This window comes from Rhodococcus mengyinensis (assembly GCF_048381435.1).
GTDB lineage: Bacteria > Actinomycetota > Actinomycetes > Mycobacteriales > Mycobacteriaceae > Rhodococcus_F > Rhodococcus_F opacus_D.
The window spans coordinates 290,471-307,919 of record NZ_JBLWIT010000038.1 but is presented as its reverse complement, the minus strand read 5'-3'; the positions used below and the strand labels follow the sequence as shown (position 1 = coordinate 307,919).

At 69.1% G+C, this 17,449-nt stretch carries 20 protein-coding genes; 13 read left to right on the top strand and 7 right to left on the bottom strand.

Going from position 1 to position 17,449, the window contains the following annotated elements:
• Positions 1 to 33: 33 nt before the first annotated feature.
• Entirely contained in the window at positions 34 to 786 is a 753-nt protein-coding gene (locus tag ACNJ7E_RS06210; protein ID WP_418339390.1) for a 3-hydroxybutyrate dehydrogenase, read from the bottom strand.
• Complete coding sequence (locus ACNJ7E_RS06205) at positions 783 to 2,171, bottom strand: MFS transporter (protein WP_418339389.1); 1,389 nt, start codon at positions 2,169 to 2,171, stop codon at positions 783 to 785. The genes ACNJ7E_RS06210 and ACNJ7E_RS06205 overlap by 4 nt, the downstream gene beginning before the upstream one ends.
• Positions 2,172 to 2,284: 113 nt before the next feature.
• Between ACNJ7E_RS06205 and ACNJ7E_RS06200 the strand changes: the two genes are divergently transcribed.
• From ACNJ7E_RS06200 to ACNJ7E_RS06175, 6 genes are all read left to right on the top strand, one after another.
• Positions 2,285 to 3,214 (top strand): LysR family transcriptional regulator, encoded by a 930-nt coding sequence (locus ACNJ7E_RS06200; RefSeq protein WP_418339388.1) that lies wholly within the window; start codon positions 2,285 to 2,287, stop codon positions 3,212 to 3,214.
• A 23-nt stretch (positions 3,215 to 3,237) separates the two neighbouring features.
• Positions 3,238 to 4,404, top strand: coding sequence for a pyridoxal phosphate-dependent aminotransferase (locus tag ACNJ7E_RS06195; RefSeq protein WP_418339387.1), 1,167 nt, complete (start codon positions 3,238 to 3,240; stop codon positions 4,402 to 4,404).
• 100 nt (positions 4,405 to 4,504) lie between these two features.
• Positions 4,505 to 4,792, top strand: a complete 288-nt coding sequence (locus ACNJ7E_RS06190) for a PLDc N-terminal domain-containing protein (RefSeq protein ID WP_105412893.1) — start codon at positions 4,505 to 4,507, stop codon at positions 4,790 to 4,792.
• Between the two features lie 56 nt (positions 4,793 to 4,848).
• The gene (locus tag ACNJ7E_RS06185; protein WP_418339386.1) at positions 4,849 to 5,262 is read left to right on the top strand and encodes a DUF1707 SHOCT-like domain-containing protein; all 414 of its coding nucleotides are present in this window, start codon (positions 4,849 to 4,851) and stop codon (positions 5,260 to 5,262) included.
• Between the two features lie 107 nt (positions 5,263 to 5,369).
• Entirely contained in the window at positions 5,370 to 5,966 is a 597-nt protein-coding gene (locus tag ACNJ7E_RS06180) for a PepSY domain-containing protein (protein WP_280778780.1), read from the top strand.
• A 92-nt stretch (positions 5,967 to 6,058) separates the two neighbouring features.
• Positions 6,059 to 6,739 carry a DUF998 domain-containing protein gene (locus ACNJ7E_RS06175; RefSeq protein ID WP_418339385.1) on the top strand — a complete coding sequence of 227 codons (681 nt, stop codon included), beginning with the start codon at positions 6,059 to 6,061 and terminating at the stop codon, positions 6,737 to 6,739.
• Here the strand turns inward: ACNJ7E_RS06175 and ACNJ7E_RS06170 are convergent.
• On the bottom strand, positions 6,726 to 6,974 hold the full coding sequence (locus ACNJ7E_RS06170; protein ID WP_418339384.1) for a hypothetical protein: 249 nt from the start codon (positions 6,972 to 6,974) through the stop codon (positions 6,726 to 6,728). The two genes, ACNJ7E_RS06175 and ACNJ7E_RS06170, sit on opposite strands and share 14 nt — an antisense overlap.
• A gap of 61 nt (positions 6,975 to 7,035) precedes the next feature.
• Between ACNJ7E_RS06170 and ACNJ7E_RS06165 the strand changes: the two genes are divergently transcribed.
• The 3 genes from ACNJ7E_RS06165 (at position 7,036) to ACNJ7E_RS06155 (ending at position 9,598) form a co-directional block, all read left to right on the top strand.
• Positions 7,036 to 7,665 carry a TetR/AcrR family transcriptional regulator gene (locus tag ACNJ7E_RS06165; protein WP_009477853.1) on the top strand — a complete coding sequence of 210 codons (630 nt, stop codon included), beginning with the start codon at positions 7,036 to 7,038 and terminating at the stop codon, positions 7,663 to 7,665.
• 22 nt (positions 7,666 to 7,687) lie between these two features.
• Positions 7,688 to 9,109, top strand: a complete 1,422-nt coding sequence (gene purB / locus ACNJ7E_RS06160) for an adenylosuccinate lyase (RefSeq protein WP_280778776.1) — start codon at positions 7,688 to 7,690, stop codon at positions 9,107 to 9,109.
• 75 nt (positions 9,110 to 9,184) lie between these two features.
• Positions 9,185 to 9,598 (top strand): HIT family protein, encoded by a 414-nt coding sequence (locus tag ACNJ7E_RS06155; protein ID WP_280778775.1) that lies wholly within the window; start codon positions 9,185 to 9,187, stop codon positions 9,596 to 9,598.
• 33 nt (positions 9,599 to 9,631) lie between these two features.
• Here ACNJ7E_RS06155 and ACNJ7E_RS06150 read toward each other — a convergent pair whose 3' ends face one another.
• Positions 9,632 to 10,396, bottom strand: coding sequence for an NRDE family protein (locus ACNJ7E_RS06150; protein ID WP_418339383.1), 765 nt, complete (start codon positions 10,394 to 10,396; stop codon positions 9,632 to 9,634).
• A 99-nt stretch (positions 10,397 to 10,495) separates the two neighbouring features.
• Between ACNJ7E_RS06150 and ACNJ7E_RS06145 the strand changes: the two genes are divergently transcribed.
• From ACNJ7E_RS06145 to ACNJ7E_RS06135, 3 genes are read left to right on the top strand one after another with little or no spacing between them, the layout of a single operon-like run.
• On the top strand, positions 10,496 to 10,975 hold the full coding sequence (locus ACNJ7E_RS06145; protein WP_280778773.1) for a MarR family winged helix-turn-helix transcriptional regulator: 480 nt from the start codon (positions 10,496 to 10,498) through the stop codon (positions 10,973 to 10,975).
• On the top strand, positions 10,972 to 11,817 hold the full coding sequence (locus ACNJ7E_RS06140; protein WP_280778772.1) for an ABC transporter ATP-binding protein: 846 nt from the start codon (positions 10,972 to 10,974) through the stop codon (positions 11,815 to 11,817). The genes ACNJ7E_RS06145 and ACNJ7E_RS06140 overlap by 4 nt, the downstream gene beginning before the upstream one ends.
• Positions 11,777 to 12,595 (top strand): ABC transporter permease, encoded by an 819-nt coding sequence (locus tag ACNJ7E_RS06135; RefSeq protein ID WP_280778770.1) that lies wholly within the window; start codon positions 11,777 to 11,779, stop codon positions 12,593 to 12,595. The genes ACNJ7E_RS06140 and ACNJ7E_RS06135 overlap by 41 nt, the downstream gene beginning before the upstream one ends.
• Positions 12,596 to 12,605: 10 nt before the next feature.
• Here ACNJ7E_RS06135 and ACNJ7E_RS06130 read toward each other — a convergent pair whose 3' ends face one another.
• Genes ACNJ7E_RS06130 through ACNJ7E_RS06120 form a run of 3 tightly spaced genes read right to left on the bottom strand, consistent with a single transcriptional unit; the run spans position 12,606 to position 16,204 of the window.
• Complete coding sequence (locus ACNJ7E_RS06130) at positions 12,606 to 14,258, bottom strand: (2,3-dihydroxybenzoyl)adenylate synthase (RefSeq protein WP_418339382.1); 1,653 nt, start codon at positions 14,256 to 14,258, stop codon at positions 12,606 to 12,608.
• Positions 14,259 to 14,294: 36 nt separating this feature from the next.
• The gene (locus ACNJ7E_RS06125) at positions 14,295 to 15,065 is read right to left on the bottom strand and encodes an SDR family oxidoreductase (protein WP_280778767.1); all 771 of its coding nucleotides are present in this window, start codon (positions 15,063 to 15,065) and stop codon (positions 14,295 to 14,297) included.
• A complete protein-coding gene (locus ACNJ7E_RS06120) occupies positions 15,062 to 16,204 on the bottom strand; it encodes an isochorismate synthase (RefSeq protein ID WP_418339381.1) in 1,143 nt (380 codons plus the stop codon). Before ACNJ7E_RS06120 ends, ACNJ7E_RS06125 begins: the two co-directional genes overlap by 4 nt.
• 262 nt (positions 16,205 to 16,466) lie before the next feature.
• Here ACNJ7E_RS06120 and ACNJ7E_RS06115 point away from each other — a divergent pair, with 262 nt between their 5' ends.
• The gene (locus tag ACNJ7E_RS06115) at positions 16,467 to 17,417 is read left to right on the top strand and encodes an Lrp/AsnC family transcriptional regulator (protein WP_280778764.1); all 951 of its coding nucleotides are present in this window, start codon (positions 16,467 to 16,469) and stop codon (positions 17,415 to 17,417) included.
• Positions 17,418 to 17,449 lie beyond the last annotated feature (32 nt).

Sequence of the window (17,449 nt, the reverse complement as noted above, 5' to 3'; positions counted from 1 at the left end):
GAGCATCCGGGGGTGCACGCCTTTTTCGTCACGTCACCGGGCGGTCCATCCTCCGTCGATCGTGTAGGAGGCGCCGGTGACCATGCCTGCGTCGGCGGACGCGAGCCACGCGACGAGGGACGCCACCTCCGCCGGTTCGACCAGTCGCTTGATCGCGCTCTCGGTGAGCATCACCTTCTCGATCACGTCGGACTCGCTGATGCCGTGCACCTGTGCCTGATCCGCGATCTGCTTCTGCACCAACGGTGTCAGCACGTAGCCGGGGTTGACACAGTTGCTGGTGACGCCGTGCGGGCCGCCCTCGAGCGCCGTCACCTTCGACAGTCCCTCGAGTCCGTGCTTGGCGGTGACGTATGCGGCCTTGAACGCCGAGGCGCGGAGCCCGTGCACGGACGACACGTTGATAATGCGCCCGAATCCCGTGGAATACATGTGCGGCAGGGCGGCACGGATCAGCAGGAACGGCGCCTCGACCATCAGCGTCTGGATGCGCCGGAAGTCCTCGGGGCGGAATTCCTCGATGGGGCTGATGGTTTGGATCCCGGCGTTGTTGACGAGGATGTCGGTCTCGAGTCGCAGCTCGGTGAGCGGATCGGTGTCGAGGAGATCGACGTGCCACGCGGTTCCGTCGATCTCGTCGGCGAGGCTCTTGGCGGCCACGTCGTCGAGGTCGGCGACCGTGACGTGGGCTCCGCGTGCGGCGAGCGTTCGGGCGCAGGCTGCGCCGATTCCGCTGGCGCCGCCGGTGACGAGGGCGGTGCGTCCGGTCAGGTTCTGCTCGGTCATGCGGGGACCCCGTTCTTCGCGCCGGCAGCCTTCTCGTCCGCCAGGATCTGGGCGTCCGCCTCGTCGATCGATTCGAGCGAGATGCCCTTGGTCTCCCGGGCGACGATCACGGCGACGACGGTGACGAGGCACGCGATCGCCAGGTAGATCGCAATCGGAACGGACGAGTCGTATTTGCTGAGCAGGCTGGCCGCGATGATCGGCGCCAGCGAACCGGCCACGATCGACGTCACCTGGTAGCCGAGGGAGACACCCGAATACCGCATGCGCGTCGGGAACATCTCGGCCATGATCGCCGGCTGACCGGCGTACATGAAGGCGTGGAACACCAGGCCGATGATGATCGCTCCGAGGATGACGGCGTTGTGCCCGCTGTTCATCATCGGGAAGGCGAAGAAGCCCCACGTGCCCGCGGTCAGCGCGCCGATCATGTAGACGGGGCGCCGGCCGATGGTGTCGGAGAGCCGCCCGACGAGCGGGATCACCGCGAAGTGCACCGCATGCGCGATCAGCATCCACCAGAGGATCTGCGCGGTGTCCGTGTGGACGACCACCTTGAGGTAGGTGATCGAGAACGTGACCACCAGGTAGTACATGACGTTCTCACCGAAACGCAGGCCCATCGCCGTCAGCACGCCGCGGGGGTAGCGCCTGAGCACCTCGAAGACGCTGAACGACGTCTCCTTGATGTGCTCCGCTTCCTTCTGCGCCTGGATGAAGATCGGGGCGTCCGTGACCTTCGTGCGGATGTAGTAGCCGACGAGGACGATCACGGCCGACAGCCAGAACGCCACGCGCCAGCCCCAGCTGAGGAACGCCGCATCGGACAGCGTCGTCGTCAGGATCAGCAGGACGACGGTCGCGACGAGGTTGCCCGCAGGCACGCCGGCCTGCGGCCACGACGACCAGAAGCCGCGGGACCTGTTCGGGCTGTGCTCGGCCACCAGCAGCACCGCGCCACCCCATTCGCCGCCGACGGCGAATCCCTGGATGAAGCGGAGAGTGACGAGCAGGGCAGGGGCCCAGTACCCGATCTGGTTGAACGTGGGCAGGCAGCCCATCAGGAACGTGGCCGCGCCGACGAGGAGGAGGCTGAACTGGAGCAGTTGCTTGCGTCCGAACTTGTCGCCGAAGTGACCGAAGACGATGCCGCCGAGAGGCCGGGCGACGAAGCCGACGGCGTAGGTCACGAACGCCGCGATGATCGCGTCGAGTTCGTTGCCGCCGGCCGCGAAGAAGACCTTGCTGAACACGAGCGTCGCCGCGGTCCCGTAGAGGAAGAACTCGTACCACTCGACGACGGTGCCGGCCATGGACGCGCCGACCACCTTCTTCAGCCCGGACGGCGGGGCTTCCTTCGCGTGCGCTGTTTCGTCGACGCTCATCTGTCGCTCCTCGTTACACTCCGTACCCCGTTGTGACTGGGGACACAGTTCATTGGTCCTGCCGAGTATTGATGCATATTTGTGCGCACACAATGCCGCAACCTGCAGTCGGCATGTGCAAATATGCACAAGTGACCTCTGGAACAGCCCTGCCCAGCGCCGATGACCTGCTCGTACTGCTGGCAGTGGGGCGGACCGGCCGCTTCAACACCGCCGCCGACGACCTGGGCGTCAACCACACGACCATCTCGCGGCGGATCGCGAGTCTGGAGAAAAGCCTCGGCGGCCGGGTACTCGTGAAGGCCGCGGGCGGGTGGGAACTCACCGACCTCGGGCGGCAGGCGCTGACCGCGGCCGAACGCGTGGAGGCCGCCGTCCACGGACTCGTCGCCGAACCCGGCCGCGCCGACCACCTGAAGGGCGTGGTCCGGGTATCGNCGGCGACCGACGGGTTCAGCGCCTACATCGCGGCACCTGCCGGCGCGCTGATCCGCGGCAGGCATCCCGAGGTGTCCGTGGAGATCGTCGCGATCACCCGCCGGGCCTCACAACATCGCTCGGGGCTCGACATCGAGATCGTCGTGGGCAAGCCGCAGGTGCACCGGGCGGAGGCGCTGTGGCTGGCCGACTACACCCTCGGCCTGTACGGCGCGAAGGCGTACCTGTCCGAACACGGCACCCCGAGGCAGGTGGGTGATCTGGCCGATCACTCACTCGTCTACTTCATCGACTCGATGCTGCAGGTCGACGAACTCGACCTCGCGCGCCGCCTCACCGTCTCGATGCGCGAATCGGTGACGTCGACCAACGTGTTCGTGCACGTCGAGGCCACCCGGGCGTCGGCGGGCATCGGATTGCTGCCGTGCTTCATGGCCGACCGCCACGACGACCTCGTGCGGGTGCTGCCCGGGCAGGTCGAGGCAACGCTGGCGTACTGGCTCGTGGCGCGACCCGAGTCGTTGCGCCGACCGGAGGTCGCGGCGGTGGTGGGGGCGATCCGGGAGACGGTGGAGTCGCAGCGGGACGCGTTGGCGGGGCAGTGAGCGCGTCACGCTAGCGTCAAGGGGTGCGTCCCGAATCCCAGCGGTCCAACATCCAGACCTTCCACGTGATGGACGTGTGGAAGGCCGCCACCGAACGTCAGCGCACCCACGGTGACGTGCTGACGCTCGCGGCGGGACAGCCGTCCACTCCCGCGCCGCAGCCGGTGCTCCGCGCGACGCGGGAAGTGCTCGACGGACACCTGCTCGGCTACACCGAGACGTTCGGCATTCTGCCGCTGCGGGAGGCGATCGCCGGATACCACTCCGCCAAGTCCGGTATCGACGTCGACGCCGAGGACGTCGTCGTGACCACCGGATCCTCGGGTGCGTTCACGCTGCTGTTCCTCGCCGCGTTCGACGTCGGCGACACCGTCGTGGTGGCCCGCCCCGGCTACCCGGCCTACCGGAACACGCTCGCCGCGCTCGGCTGCACCGTCATCGAGATCGACTGCGGAGCGGACACCCGGTTCCAGCCGACGGTCGCGATGCTCGAAGCCCTGCCCGAGCCGCCGGCCGGACTGATCGTCGCCAGCCCCGCCAACCCCACCGGCACCGTCATCGACCCCGGCGAATTGGCCGCCCTCGCCCGCTGGTGTGACGAGCACGGGACGCTGCTGATCTCCGACGAGATCTACCACGGCATCGGATACGGCGAGCAGTCGATGACCAGCTCGTGGGAGACGTCGCGCGAATCCGTCGTCGTCGGATCGGTGTCCAAGTACTTCTCGATGACGGGCTGGCGGCTGGGCTGGATGCTGGTCCCGGAGGGGCTGCGCCGACCGCTGCAGCGCCTGGCCTCGAACATGACGGTGTGCCCGCCGGCCATCTCCCAGTACGCGGCGATCGCCGCGTTCACCGAGGAATCGAGGGCCGAGCTCGACGGTCACGTCCAGCGCTACGCCGTCAACCGGGAGCTGCTGCTCACCGGACTCCCGGAACTGGGTATCACCGACCTGGCGCCCGCCGACGGCGCGTTCTACGTGTACGCCGACATCGGGCACCTGCTCGGCGGATCCCACGGCAGCACGTCGACGGAATGGTGCTCGCGACTGCTGCAGGACACCGGTCTGGCGCTCGCCCCGGGCATCGATTTCGACACCGTCCACGGCGACCGGACGGTCCGGCTGTCGTTCGCCGGATCCACAGCCGAGGTCCGGGAATCGCTGGTGCGACTGGGTCGCTGGCTGTAGCCGGAGTTTCCCGGCGCGGCTCTTGCGGCGCCGCCGCAGCAGTTGTTCGATGGACTTGGGCGCACTGCGTGTTCGGGCGTGCCAGGCAAGGAGAACGGCGATGCTGTACATCGCGTTGTTTGCATTCGTGTTGTGGGTCCTGTGCTTCGCCGACGCGATCACCACCGACGACGACCAGTTCCGGAACCTCTCGAAGGAGGGCTGGCTGGTGATCGTGCTGCTGCTTCCGCTCGTCGGCTCGGTGTTGTGGCTCCTCGTCGGACGGCCGCAGAAGGACCAGGGAGATCAGCTGCCCGCCGACCCGGAGGAAGCCGAGTTCGTGCGGCGGTGCCGGGAACGGGCCGAGGAGCAGCGCCGGGAAGGTTTCCACGGGCGCGACCAGGAGTAGAAGGCCTACACTGTGGCTAGGATTACAGTGTTACACACCGGCCCTGAGGCGACGACATGAGCGACATCAGTCATCCACAGCCACCAGTTCCCGGCGGAGTCCGCATCGGGACCGTGGAACGGGAGCACGCCGCGGCGGCACTCGCCGAACATTTCGCAGCCGGACGGCTCGAGACCGACGAGTTCGACGCGAGGGTCCGCCAGGCGTACCTCGCCAAGACCGCCGCCGACCTCACGCCGCTCTTCGCGGACCTCCCGGACAAACAGCGCTTCGTGCCCGAACCCGATCGCGTGCGCCGCGATCCGGGACGGGAGGCCGCGGCGCTGCGGACACTCGTGTTCGTGGTGGCCGTGCTCGCCGCGATCCTGTGGGTCGCCCTGGTGCGCGTCCCCCCGCTCGTCTTCCTGCCCATCGTCTGGCTCGTGCTGGCCCGGCGCGGCTTCGGCAGGCGGTCGTGCCGGGCGTGGTGACGGGCTGACTCGGACCGGCGAGAACTGCGGAAAACTACCGCGAGGTCGGTTGTCGCTCCCGTACTCTGACAGGCAGGTCCACGCCGTCGAGCGATCGAGGAGCCACGATGACCACCAGAATTGTGCGATGTGCGAGCCTGATCCCGGTTGTTGCGGCCTCCGCGCTGCTGCTGGGTGGGTGCGGTTCCGACAGCAGTGACACCTCGTCGACCTCTGCCAGTGCCACGGCGTCGGCCACGGCCACGACGACGGCGCCCACAACGACGGGCACGGCGGTGGCATCCGCGGTCACCAAGCAGCAGGCGGAGCAGATCGCCGTCGCGACGGTCCCGGGTGGCACGGTCGTTAACTCCGAGGAACAACAGCGGGACGGTAAGACGGTGTGGCACGTCCACATCCGCGACACACGGGGCTACGACTACGACGTGAATGTCGATGCGGCGACCGGCGCGGTGGTGCCCGACAGTCAGAACAGGGAGACCACCGCGACGCCCGCACCCGCGCCCCCCGCCGGCGGGGTGGTCACCCAGCAGCAGGCGGAGCAGATCGCGGTCGCGACGGTCCCGGGTGGCACGGTCGCGAACGCCGAGCAGCAGCAGCGGGATGGTACGGCGGTGTGGCACATTCACATCCGCGACGCCAAGGGCTGGGATTACGACGTGAACGTCGACGCGGCGACCGGAGCCGTCCTTCCCGACAACTGACCGCAGTGGGTAGAACGACCCATGTTCCGCCCGGGGCGGGATGGGTGAATTTCCCGATGCCCGGGTGGTGACGTCGCTCTAGCGTCGAAGGCATGGTCAACACGTCAGTTCTCGTGTCGCGCTCCGACTTCCAGCGGTGGGCCGCCCGTGCGGGCGCAGCGGGACCGCTGGTGTTCACCGCGGGGTTCGTCGCCCAGGAGGCAGTCCTCCGGGACGACTACAGCCCGATCGCCGACCCGATCAGCGCTCTCGAGGCGGACCCGAGTGGGTGGATCCAGCAGCTGAACTTCCTGGCGTTCGCCGTGCTACTGCTGATCTTCGCGGCCGGACTGCACCGCGGCATCGCGGCGACACGCTTCGGCTGGACGGGACCGGCCCTGCTCGGCGCCGCGGCGGTGGGGCTGGTTCTTGCCGCCGTGTTCCCGTTGCGTGAGGACGCGACCGGGAACGCCTACGACCCCGGCCACCATGTGATCGCGGGGATCACATTCTTCTCCTGCAGCGCGCTGTCGCTGCTGGTGCTGTCGCGCCGGTTCGCCGCCGATCCGCGGTGGCGCGGCCTGGCGCGGTACACCGCGGTCGCCGGGGTCCTCGGACTGGGATGCTTCGTGATGCTGGGCCGGTTCGCGATGCCGGAGGGTGCCCCGCTGCACGACGTCGCCGGACTTCTCCAGCGGTTCACGCTTCTCGCGGTGACGTTCCCCGCGCTGGTGACGATCGCCCTGCGGCTCCGTCGCCTCAACTGCCGGCCCCCGGATCTCATCCGGTCGTGAAGGCCGGCATCTGTACTCGCGCGAGGCAACTCGTGTGGTAGCCGCCGGCCGGGTTCTCGAGGAAGCCGACCGTGACGGCCGGGGCACAATCCGAGGACTGCAGTACGTCGTGACCGAGCCCGGGGAACTCGAGGACCTCGGACCGCGACAGGGTTTCGGCGGCGGTGCGCGCCTGCGATCCGCACCGACACCCGCATGGTCCCGACGCTACGCGGGCGGCCTCCGCAGCCCACATACTTCGCGGTCTGTCGTCCAATTTGCCCTGGTGCGGCACCCGCGGCTGGCAGGATGAATTGGTGTCATCTGCGGCAACTCCGAAGGGCGAACGGCGCCGACAGGCGCTGGTCGAGGCTGCCGCCGATCTGTTGCTCGAGGGCGGATTCGACGCGGTCCGGCACCGCTCGGTGGCCACCCGGGCCGACCTTCCGCTCGCGTCGACCACCTATTATTTCGAGTCGCTGGACGACCTGATCGCGAAGGCCGTCGAATGCAACGGCAACCGCGATCTCGCGGTCATGCGCAGCCGCGTCGACGACGTCACGCACCGGCGCCGCGGCCGCGAATCCACCGTCGACCTCCTCCTCGACCTACTCGTCGGACCGGCACTGATCAGTGAGGACTGCCGCGAGAGGCTGATCTCCCGGTACGAGCGGTTCACGGCCTGCGCGCGTCGCCCCGAACTGCGCGAGGTGCAGTTGCGGTTGCGCGCGCAACTCGACGACATACTCACCGAGGCCCTGCGACGCTCCGACCGCGACGTCCGGCAGGAGCAACTCCGGCGGCTCGTCGCCGTCGTCGACGGAGCCCTGGTGACCGCGCTCGGCGAACACGACCCCGACCTGCGTGCCCTCGCCCGGGCCATGCTGCTCGACGTCGTCGACGTCGTCGCGCCCGCCCTGGACCGGCCGGACCACGTCGAGCTATAGCACCGCCGTAAACTGAGGACTCGTGAGCCGCATCCCGAACGTCCTTGCCAACCGTTACGCCAGCCCCGAACTCGTCGAGTTGTGGTCGCCCGAGCACAAGATCGTCCTCGAGCGTCAGCTGTGGCTCGCCGTGCTGCGTGCCCAGGCGGAACTCGGGATCGACGTGCCGGCCGAGGCGCTCGCCGACTACGAGCGGGTGCTCGAACAGGTGGACCTCGACTCCATCGCCGACCGCGAGCGCGTCACGCGCCACGACGTGAAGGCCCGCATCGAGGAATTCAACGCACTCGCCGGGCACGAGCAGGTTCACAAGGGGCTGACCAGCCGCGATCTCACCGAGAACGTCGAGCAGCTGCAGATCCTGCGGTCGCTCGAGCACGTCCACGCGCACGGTGTCGCGGTCGCCGCCCGGCTGGCCGAGCGGGCCGCCCAGTACGGCAGCCTCGTCATGGCAGGCCGGTCGCACAACGTCGCGGCGCAGGCCACCACGCTGGGCAAGCGGTTCGCGTCCGCCGCCGACGAACTGCTCGTCGCGCTCACCCGACTGCGCGAGTTGATCGACCGCTACCCGCTGCGCGGCATCAAGGGGCCCATGGGCACCGCGCAGGACATGCTCGACCTCCTCGACGGCGACGCGTCCAAGCTGGAGGCGCTGGAGCAGAAGGTCGCCGAGCACCTCGGCTTCTCCCACGTGTTCACGAGCGTCGGCCAGGTGTACCCGCGGTCGCTGGACCACGACGTGCTGTCGGCGCTGGTGCAGGTGGCGGCCGGGCCGTCCTCGTTCGCGCACACCATCCGCCTGATGGCCGGCCACGAACTGGTCACCGAGGGCTTCCAGCCCGGCCAGGTCGGGTCGTCCGCGATGCCGCACAAGATGAACACCCGCTCCTGCGAGCGCGTCAACGGGCTGCAGGTCGTGCTGCGCGGGTACGCGTCCATGGCCGCCGAGCTCGCCGGCGCACAGTGGAACGAGGGCGACGTGTTCTGCTCGGTGGTGCGCCGTGTCGCGCTGCCGGACGCGTTCTTCGCGATCGACGGATTGATCGAGACGTTCCTGACCGTGCTCGCCGAATTCGGCGCCTACCCCGCCGTCGTCGAGAAGGAACTCACCCGGTACCTGCCGTTCCTCGCCACCACCAAGGTCCTGATGGCCCTGGTGCGGGCCGGAGTGGGCCGGGAGACGGCACACGAGGTCATCAAGGAACACGCCGTCGCCGTCGCGCTGGCGATGCGCGAGGAGGGCAGGGAACCCGACCTCCTCGACCGTCTGGCCGCCGACGACCGCCTGCCCCTCGACCGGGCCGCCCTCGACGAGGCCCTCGCCGACAAGAAGGCGTTCATCGGTGCCGCCGAGTCGCAGGTCGCCACGGTCGTCGCGCAGGTGCAGAAGCTCGTCGACGCCAACCCCGAGGCAGCCGCGTACCAGCCGTCCCCGATCCTGTAGGCGCGTAGCGCCCGTGCGCCTTTTTGGTAGCGGGGACTACCGAAAAGGCGCACAAGCACCGGAGGTGCCTACCCCGTGAACTGCATTTTCTGCGAGATCGTGTCGGGCCGATCCGACGCCAGCGTCGTGCACGAGGACGACGACGTGATGGCGTTCATGGACATCCGGCCGTGGACGTCCGGACACCTGCTGGTGGTCCCGAAGCGGCACGCGAGCGGGCTCGCCGACCTCGACCCGGGCGACGGCGCGGCGGTGTTCGCGGTGGGACAGCGCATCGCGACCGCGCTGCGTCACGGGCCGATGCGGGCCCAGGGCGTCAACTTGTTCCTCGCCGACGGGATCGCCGCCGGCCAGGAGGTCTTCCACGTCCACCTGCACGTCGTTCCCCGGACGGCCGGTGACGGGTTCGGGCTGCGCGGAATGCCGAAGTCGCCGAGCAGGATCGCGCTCGATCAGACGGCGGGCGTCATCCGTTCCTCCCTCACCTGACGTGAGTGGCAAAGCGTGCGGGAGCACACTTTGTCACTCACGTGCGGGGAAGCGGACCTCGCCGGTGGGGCCGTTCTCGTCGAACCGTCGTTCGGTGATGTCGAAGGTGCCGTCCGGCCGGACCCGCAGCAGCGTCGACGCCCGCGTCCCGTAGTCGCCGTAGTGAATGAACCGGGACGACAGGGCGCGCTCGAGTTCGGGTTCGATGCCCGTGTCGGGCAGTGAGTCCCACGGTGCGGGGTCGCTGTCGGCGAGCACGTCGAAGTATGCCCCCGGGTCGGCCTCGGGGCTGCCGTCGTCGGCTGCGAGGGCGGCCGCGAATGCCTGCTTGCCGCCGGTCACCTTCGGCCACGGCGTGTCGAGTTCGGCGTTGGACAGGCCGTGGACGCCGGGTTCCACCCGCTGCCGCCTGCCGTGGGGCCGGTTGGTGGCCCACCACAGTTCCGTGGGGTCGCCGACGAGCAGGTTGAAACTGCCGTACTCGGCGCCGGTCGCGGCCACCTGTTCGGCGTAGTCGGCGGGTGACAGCCCGCCGCGGAGGTAGTCGACGGGCAGGGCGCCGCGGGACCGCGCCCCGGTCGAGGGGGCGCCGTTGCGGACGTTGGTGACGGCCGCGAATCGCCGGGAGTCGGCAATTCCCATCCAGGTGCCGCCGGCGAGCAGATCGCGGCCCGCGAGGAACCCGTCGTCCCACCTGCTCAGCGGTTCGGTGGGGCGGGCGTAGAACTCGTCGCGGTTGGCCGCGACGACGAGGGGGAGGTCGGGGCGGGTATGCCAGGCGAACAGGACCAGGCACATGCAGACGTCTCCTCGTCACCTCGATCATCCGAACTCGCTTGTGCATGCCCGAGCGTAGCCGCCCTCGTAATACCTCTGAAACAGAGCTATATTGATTTCATGGCACAGAACGAGTCGCCTGCCGAACAGCTCTTCGCCGCAATCGGATTGCTGCGCCGGCACACGCGCCGTCGAGTCGGGCGGCCGTGGCCGGAGACCCCGTTGACGGGGTCACAGGTGGAGTTGGTGCGTCTGCTCCGTCGCAGGCCCGGCACGTCCGTAGCGGAGGCCGCGGCGGCCCTGGGCCTCGCGGCGAACACCGTTTCCACCCTCGTGCGGCAACTGACCGACGCCGGGCTGGTCGAACGGGTGCGGGACGAGTCCGACCGCCGCGTCGCCCGCCTGGCGCTCACCGACGACGCTCGGGCACAGGTCGAGCGTTGGCGCGACCGCCGCAACATCGAGGTCGCCGCCGCATTCGACGGGCTGAGTGCCGAGGACAGGAAGGCCATCGAATCCGCCATACCCGCCATCACCCGCCTCGCCGGAGCGCTCCACCCGGACCAGGCCGGGCCGACCGATCGGGAGGTCGTCAGATGATGTTTCGCAGGGCGCAGACCGCCGCACGACAGCGGTCGGCAGGCGACGCGCTGGAACTGTCGCACGTGACCTACTCGTTTGGGGACTACACCGCGGTGAAGGACCTGAGCCTCGTGATCGAGGCGGGGGAGTGCTTCGGCCTTCTCGGCCCCAACGGGGCGGGGAAGACCACCACGATCCGACTGCTCAACACCCTTCTCCCACTGCAGGGCGGCGACGTGAGCATCTTCGGGTTCGACGTGCGCACCCAGGCGATGGCCGTTCGACGGCTGCTCGGGTATGTGCCGCAACAGTTGTCGATCGAAGGCGCGCTCACCGCCCGTGAGAACGTGTCCTGGCTCGCCCGCCTCTACGACGTACCCCGTTCCGAACGCAGGCGCCGGGTGGACGAGGTGCTGGAGACGGTGGATCTCGCCGACGTCGCCGACCGGGTCGCGTCGAGTTTCTCGGGCGGCATGGTCCGGCGCCTCGAACTCGCGCAGGCGTTGGTCAACCGGCCGTCGTTGCTGGTGCTCGACGAACCGACGGTCGGGCTCGATCCGGTGGCGCGGGATTCGGTGTGGACCCGCGTCACCGAGATGCAGAAGCAGTACGGGATGACGGTCCTGCTCACCACCCACTACATGGAAGAGGCCGAGGCGCTGTGTGATCGGGTCGCGTTGATGCACCGCGGCGAACTGCGGGCGGTCGGTTCCCCATCGGGACTCGTCGCCGAACTGGGGCCGGACGCGACGCTCGACGACGTCTTCCGCCACTTCACCGGTGACAGCCTCACCGCCGACGAGAAGGGAGGGCTCCGGGATGTCCGTAGCGCCCGCCGCACTGCCCGCCGTCTGGGCTGAACCGCCGACCCGGGATGCGCTCCGGTTGTTGTCGCGGATCGTCACGTTCTGTCTGGTCGAATTGCAGAAGCTCCGCCACGACCGCACGGAGTTGGTGACCCGCGCGATCCAGCCGATCCTGTGGCTGGTCATCTTCGGGGAGACGTTCAGCCGCATCCGCGCGATCCCGACCGGCGACGTCCCCTACCTGGACTATCTGGCGCCGGGCATCATCGCCCAGTCGGCGCTCTTCGTGGCGATCTTCTACGGCATCCAGATCATCTGGGAACGCGACGCCGGGGTCCTGACCAAACTGCTCGTGACACCCACTCCGCGTGCGGCTCTCGTGACGGGTAAGGCGTTCGCGGCCGGTGTTCGCGCGGTGGCCCAGGCCGTGGTCGTCGTGGTCGTGGCGGCGCTGCTCGGCGTCGGAATGACGTGGAATCCGGTGCGACTTCTGGGTGTCGTCGCGGTCGTGGTGCTGGGAGCGGCGTTCTTCTCGTGCCTGTCGGTGGCCATCGCCGGGGTGGTGCTCAAACGTGACCGGCTGATGGGGATCGGGCAGGCGATCACGATGCCGCTGTTCTTCGCGTCGAACGCGCTGTACCCGGTGGAACTCATGCCGGGGTGGGTCCAGGCGATCAGCCGCGTCAACCCCCTGAGTTACGAGGTGTCCGCACTCAGGGGGCTGCTGATCGGCCAGCCGACGAACTACTGGCTGGACTTCGGGGTGCTCGTGGCGGCCGCGGTGCTCGGGATCGCCGTCGCGTCCGCGCTGCTGGGGAGGCTGTCCCGATAGCCGGGTGGGGTCACGAAGTCACGAACGTCTTCTCCAGTGCCCGCCGCAGATCGGACTTGCTGATCTTGCCGACGCCGGTGACCGGGAACTCGTCGACGAACACGACCTTGTCCGGCACCTTGTATTCGGCGAGTCCGCGGCCGCGGACGAACTTCTTGAGTTCGACGGCCTTCGGCTGCTCGCCCTGGACCACGACGAACGCGCAACTCCGTTCACCGAGATACGGGTCGGGCATCGACACCACCGCGACGTCGGCGACGGCGGGGTGTGCGAGGAGGTGGTTCTCGACCTCTTCCGCGGCCACCTTCTCGCCGCCGCGGTTGATCTGGTCCTTCGCGCGGCCCTCGACGACGAGGTAGCCGTCGTCCGTGAGCCGGACGATGTCGCCGGTGCGGTAGAAGCCGTCCTCGGTGAACGCCGTCGAATTGTGTTCGGGAGCCCGGTAATACCCGCGGATGGTGTACGGGCCGCGGGTGAGCAGATGACCGGACGTGCCGTTCGGGACGGGCTCGCCCCGGTCGTCGACGACCCGGACCTCGTCGTCGGGGCTGATCGGTCTGCCCTGGGTGGTGACGATCGTGTCTTCCGGGTCGTCGAGCCGGGTGTAGTTGACCAGGCCCTCCGCCATCCCGAAGACCTGCTGCAGCGTGCACCCGAGTTCGGGACGGACCCGCTTCGCGGCCTCGGCGCTGAATTTGGCACCGCCCACCTGCAGCACCTCGAGGCTCGAGAGGTCGCGTTCCGTGCGACCACTGGCGGCGAGCCACGCCAACGCGAGCGGCGGCACCAGCGACGCGATCGTGACGCCCTCCTTCTCGATGAGCGCGAACGCGGTGTCGGGACTCGGATCCGGCGCGAGCACCACGCGACCACCGGCGTGCAGCACACCGAGGATGCCCGGTGAGCTCATCGGAAAATTGTGCGCCGCAGGCAGAACGACGAGCATGCGGGTGCTCTCGTCGACACCGCAGATGCGGTCCGACTCGCGCACCGAGTACAGGTAGTCGGTGTGCGTGTGCGGGATCAGCTTCGACACCCCGGTGGTTCCGCCCGAGAGCTGCAGGAATGCCACGGATTCCGGACCCACCGCCGGCCCGTCCGAGATCGGTTCCGCCGCCCGCAGTTCGTCGAGTGACGTGAACTCCTCCGCGTCCCCGGCCACGATGATTCGGGGCGGATTCTCGGCCGAGGCCACCACGTCGCGGGCAAGGGTGCGGTAGTCGAATCCGGCGTGCGTATCGGTGACGACGTAGGCCGCGGCGTCGGTGAAGCTGCAGAAGTAGGAGATCTCCTGGGCGCGGTGCGCGGGAAGCGCGAACACCGGCAGTGCGCCGAGCCGGAAGACCGCGAAGATCACCTCGACGTACTCGACGACATTCGGCAACTGCACCACCACCCGGTCGCCGGGCTGCACCCCCGACGACTGCAGCCCGGCGGCGAGCCGGTCGGCGCGGTCGGACAGTTGCCGGTAGGTGAGGGAACGGTCGACCCCGGACGCGTCCGGCCCGGTCACGGCGATCGCGTCCCCGAATTGCTCGGCGCGGGCGCCCAGGAACTGCTGGAACGTCTCGTCCGTCCAGTACCCGGCGTCACGGTAGCGCGCGGCGAGGTCGGCGGGGTAGCCGACGGTGGTCTCCAGGGGAGCGCGAACGCTCGTGGTCATCGAAAGTCCTTTCACGGGCATGGCTGTTCGGGGTCGTCAGGCTCGGAGGGTAGCGCCGCCGTCGACGTAGAGCGCCTGCATGGTGATGTGACGTGCCCGCTCCGACAGCAGGAACTCGACGGAGTCCGCGATGTCGGCGGCGTCGGCGATGCGGCCCAGCGGGATACCGACCTTGAACGTGCCCAGGTCTCCGTCGATCGCCCCGCGCGCTCCGGTGTCGTCGGCGGGGTCCGACCACAGCGACCGCTGCATCGCGGTGTCCGTCGAGCCGGGGGCGACGATGTTGGCGCGGATCCCGTATTCGGCCAGCTCGAGACCGAGTACCCGGACGATCATCGAGACGGCGGCCTTGGACGCGCCGTACGCGCCCATGCCGGTGCGGGGGACGCCCGCGGCGTTGGAGCCGACCACGACGATGGAACCGGCTGCACGCTCGCGCATTCCGGTGCCGACCGCCCGCAGCACGTTGACGAGGCCGGTGACGTTGACGTCGAACACCCGCTGCCAGCTCTCGGGGTCGGTATCGAGCACCGATCCGGTCTCGAGCACACCCGCCACGTGCGCGAGTGCGGTGATGGGTCCGTGCTCGTCCTCGATCCGGCGGACGGTGTCGGTGACGGCGGCGGTGTCGCGGATGTCGGTGACGGCGGTGCCGAGCGGCGGGGTGTCGAGCAGTGCCGCGGTGGCGGCGAGGCCGTCGGCATCACGATCGAGCAGTACCAGGCGGTGGCCGGACCGCGACAGTGTGACGGCCGTGGCCCGCCCGATGCCCTGGGCCGCCCCGACGACCAGTGTCGTGCCGCTCATCGGGGAAGTCCCAGTGCGGCGAGGACTGTGCCCAGTTTGGTTGTGGTCTCGGCGAGTTCGTCGTCCGGTTCGGAGGCGGCGACGATGCCGCCGCCGGCGTACGCCGTGACGGTGGTGCGGTCGGCGTCGATCTGCGCGCACCGGATGGTGACCATCCATTCGCCGTCACCGTCGGCGTCGGCCCAGCCCACGGCGCCGGCGTAGAAGCCGCGGTCGCCCTCGAGTTCGCCGATCAGCGCACGCGCCGCGTCGGTGGGGGTGCCGCACACGGCCGGGGTCGGGTGCACGGCGACGGCGAGGTCTAGTGCGGTCACCGAGCGGTCCCGCAGCCGTCCCGACACGGGCGTGCCGAGATGCCACAGTTGCGGTGTGCTGGTGAGGGTGGGCCGCTCGGGGATGTCGAGCTCGGTGCAGAACGGTTCGAGGCTCGCACGCAGCGCGTCGACGACGAGGGCGTGTTCGCGCAGGTTCTTCTCCGACGACGCGAGGTTTTCCGCGGTCAGCCGGTCGATCTCGGGATCGGTGTGCCGGGGAGCGGATCCGGCGAGAGGGTGGCAGGTCACGGTGTCGCCGTGGCGACGGATGAGCACCTCGGGACTCGAGCCGACGAGGTGCCGTCCCGACCAGCCTGTGCCTGCGGCGCTCAGATCGACGCTGAAGCCGTTGCCGCCGAGGTCGTTCGCGACGAGTTGCGCGAGCAGTGCGTGCGGATGCAGCGGTTCGTCGGCGTGCAGGACGACCGATCGGGCGAGCACCACCTTGTGCAGTGTGGCCTCGGGTTCCCGCAGCACGTGAATGGCGGCGGCGACCCGGGAAATGTGCTCGTCCTCCGCGGGAATCGACGCACCGGCGCGCACGCGCGGAAGGGCCTGCAGTCGAGGGGACCAGCTTCCCGGGTGATGACGCAGCGTCTGTGGTGCGATCAGCGCGGCGGGATGTGACGGGTCGAAGGCGAGCGCGCCGACCACCGACGTCGCGGTGCCGCTCCGCAGGGCCGCGGCGGCGTCGTGGGCGGAGTCGTAACCGGTGCGGATGCCGTCGGCGATCACGGTGCCGTGCGGGCGGGAGAGAATGAACGGCGCGCCCGGCGGGAGGTCCGCCGAAGTCTCTGCGGACTCGGCAACGGCCGTCGACTGCATATGCGATCACCTTTCGTAGCGGACAACTGCGGTGCGCGTGGCGATGCGCACCGCCACGTCACGACCATATACGGTTAGCCTAACCTTTGGTGGTTCAGCTTGTCCGTCTGCGGTCCCGTTGCGACACGTATTCCGTTGCAGACCAGCGATTTCGAGTCACGACGTGGGGCGCGATATCAGCCGCAAACAGCATCTGGATTCTCGCCACCCCCGACTGGCCTAACATCGCATGCACACGTTGCATGGAGGGCAGGCGGCTGCAATGACCGAACGCAGGTTCTCGCTCGATCAGCGGATCGTCGCCGCCCTCCAGGTCGACGGGCGGTGCTCCTGGAGCCGCATCGCCCAGGCGCTCGGCGAACCCGAGCGGAACGTCACCCGGCACGGCATCGCGCTCCTCGAGTCCGGCCGGGTGGCCGTCACCGCCGTCGCGAACAGCGGCGGCACCGCGATCGTCCGCCTCCAGTGCTCCCCGGGAACGGTTCGGGTGGCGGCGAGCGCCCTCGCCCAGCGCAGCGACTGCATCTTCGTGTACATCCTCACCGGCACCGCCGACTGTGTGGCCGAGATCCACGTGTCCCGGGACCGCCTCCCGAAGCTCGTCATGGACGAACTGCCCGCGACGATGGGCGTGGTCCGAAGCTGGACCGACCCCGTGCTGCGGTACTTCCGCACGGTCCGCGAGTGGGAGGCCGGAGTGCTGACCCCCGCCGAGAAGGAAGCGATCGGCGGGGTGTCGCCTCCGGCGACCTTCCTCACGGACCTCGAACGCGGCACCCGGGATCCCGTCGACCGGACGATCATCCGCGAGCTGATGCAGAACGGGCGGGTGGGCACCACGGCGCTCGCCCGGACCGCGGGCGTGTCCGAGGCGACGGCCCGGCGACGCGTCCAGTCGCTGCTCGCCGAGGGTGCGATCAGCCTCCGGGTGGTGGTGGATCCGGCCCTGTTCGGGCTGCGTGCCGAGGCGATGCTGTTCATCAAGACCCAGCGCAACCGGATCGAACCGCTCGTGCGGGGGATGCTCGAGATGCCGTACGTGCGGTACGCCGCCGGCACGGCGGGCGAGTACCAGGTGGTCGCCAACATCGCCGCGCCCGACGAGTCGGTGCTCTACGACTACATCACCACCGCGCCGTGGGTGGCGGACGCGGCGGCCCTGGAAACCAACATGGTGGTGCAGGCGGTCAAACGCAGCGGGCGGGCAATGTGACGGATTTCGACATCTGGCGGCCCCTCCGGCAC

What these genes read in the sequence shown, in the direction of transcription:
- ACNJ7E_RS06135 (WP_280778770.1), top strand. Translation starts at nt 11,777, where the DNA reads ATGTCCGTAGCGCCCGCCGCACTGCCCGCCGTCTGGGCTGAACCGCCG.
- ACNJ7E_RS06115 (WP_280778764.1), top strand. Translation starts at nt 16,467, where the DNA reads ATGACCGAACGCAGGTTCTCGCTCGATCAGCGGATCGTCGCCGCCCTC.
- ACNJ7E_RS06140 (WP_280778772.1), top strand. Translation starts at nt 10,972, where the DNA reads ATGATGTTTCGCAGGGCGCAGACCGCCGCACGACAGCGGTCGGCAGGC.
- ACNJ7E_RS06185 (WP_418339386.1), top strand. Translation starts at nt 4,849, where the DNA reads ATGAGCGACATCAGTCATCCACAGCCACCAGTTCCCGGCGGAGTCCGC.
- ACNJ7E_RS06180 (WP_280778780.1), top strand. Translation starts at nt 5,370, where the DNA reads ATGACCACCAGAATTGTGCGATGTGCGAGCCTGATCCCGGTTGTTGCG.
- ACNJ7E_RS06175 (WP_418339385.1), top strand. Translation starts at nt 6,059, where the DNA reads ATGGTCAACACGTCAGTTCTCGTGTCGCGCTCCGACTTCCAGCGGTGG.
- ACNJ7E_RS06145 (WP_280778773.1), top strand. Translation starts at nt 10,496, where the DNA reads ATGGCACAGAACGAGTCGCCTGCCGAACAGCTCTTCGCCGCAATCGGA.
- ACNJ7E_RS06120 (WP_418339381.1), bottom strand. Translation starts at nt 16,204, where the DNA reads ATGCAGTCGACGGCCGTTGCCGAGTCCGCAGAGACTTCGGCGGACCTC.
- ACNJ7E_RS06210 (WP_418339390.1), bottom strand. Translation starts at nt 786, where the DNA reads ATGACCGAGCAGAACCTGACCGGACGCACCGCCCTCGTCACCGGCGGC.
- ACNJ7E_RS06170 (WP_418339384.1), bottom strand. Translation starts at nt 6,974, where the DNA reads ATGTGGGCTGCGGAGGCCGCCCGCGTAGCGTCGGGACCATGCGGGTGT.
- ACNJ7E_RS06205 (WP_418339389.1), bottom strand. Translation starts at nt 2,171, where the DNA reads ATGAGCGTCGACGAAACAGCGCACGCGAAGGAAGCCCCGCCGTCCGGG.
- ACNJ7E_RS06150 (WP_418339383.1), bottom strand. Translation starts at nt 10,396, where the DNA reads ATGTGCCTGGTCCTGTTCGCCTGGCATACCCGCCCCGACCTCCCCCTC.
- ACNJ7E_RS06190 (WP_105412893.1), top strand. Translation starts at nt 4,505, where the DNA reads ATGCTGTACATCGCGTTGTTTGCATTCGTGTTGTGGGTCCTGTGCTTC.
- ACNJ7E_RS06130 (WP_418339382.1), bottom strand. Translation starts at nt 14,258, where the DNA reads ATGACCACGAGCGTTCGCGCTCCCCTGGAGACCACCGTCGGCTACCCC.
- ACNJ7E_RS06125 (WP_280778767.1), bottom strand. Translation starts at nt 15,065, where the DNA reads ATGAGCGGCACGACACTGGTCGTCGGGGCGGCCCAGGGCATCGGGCGG.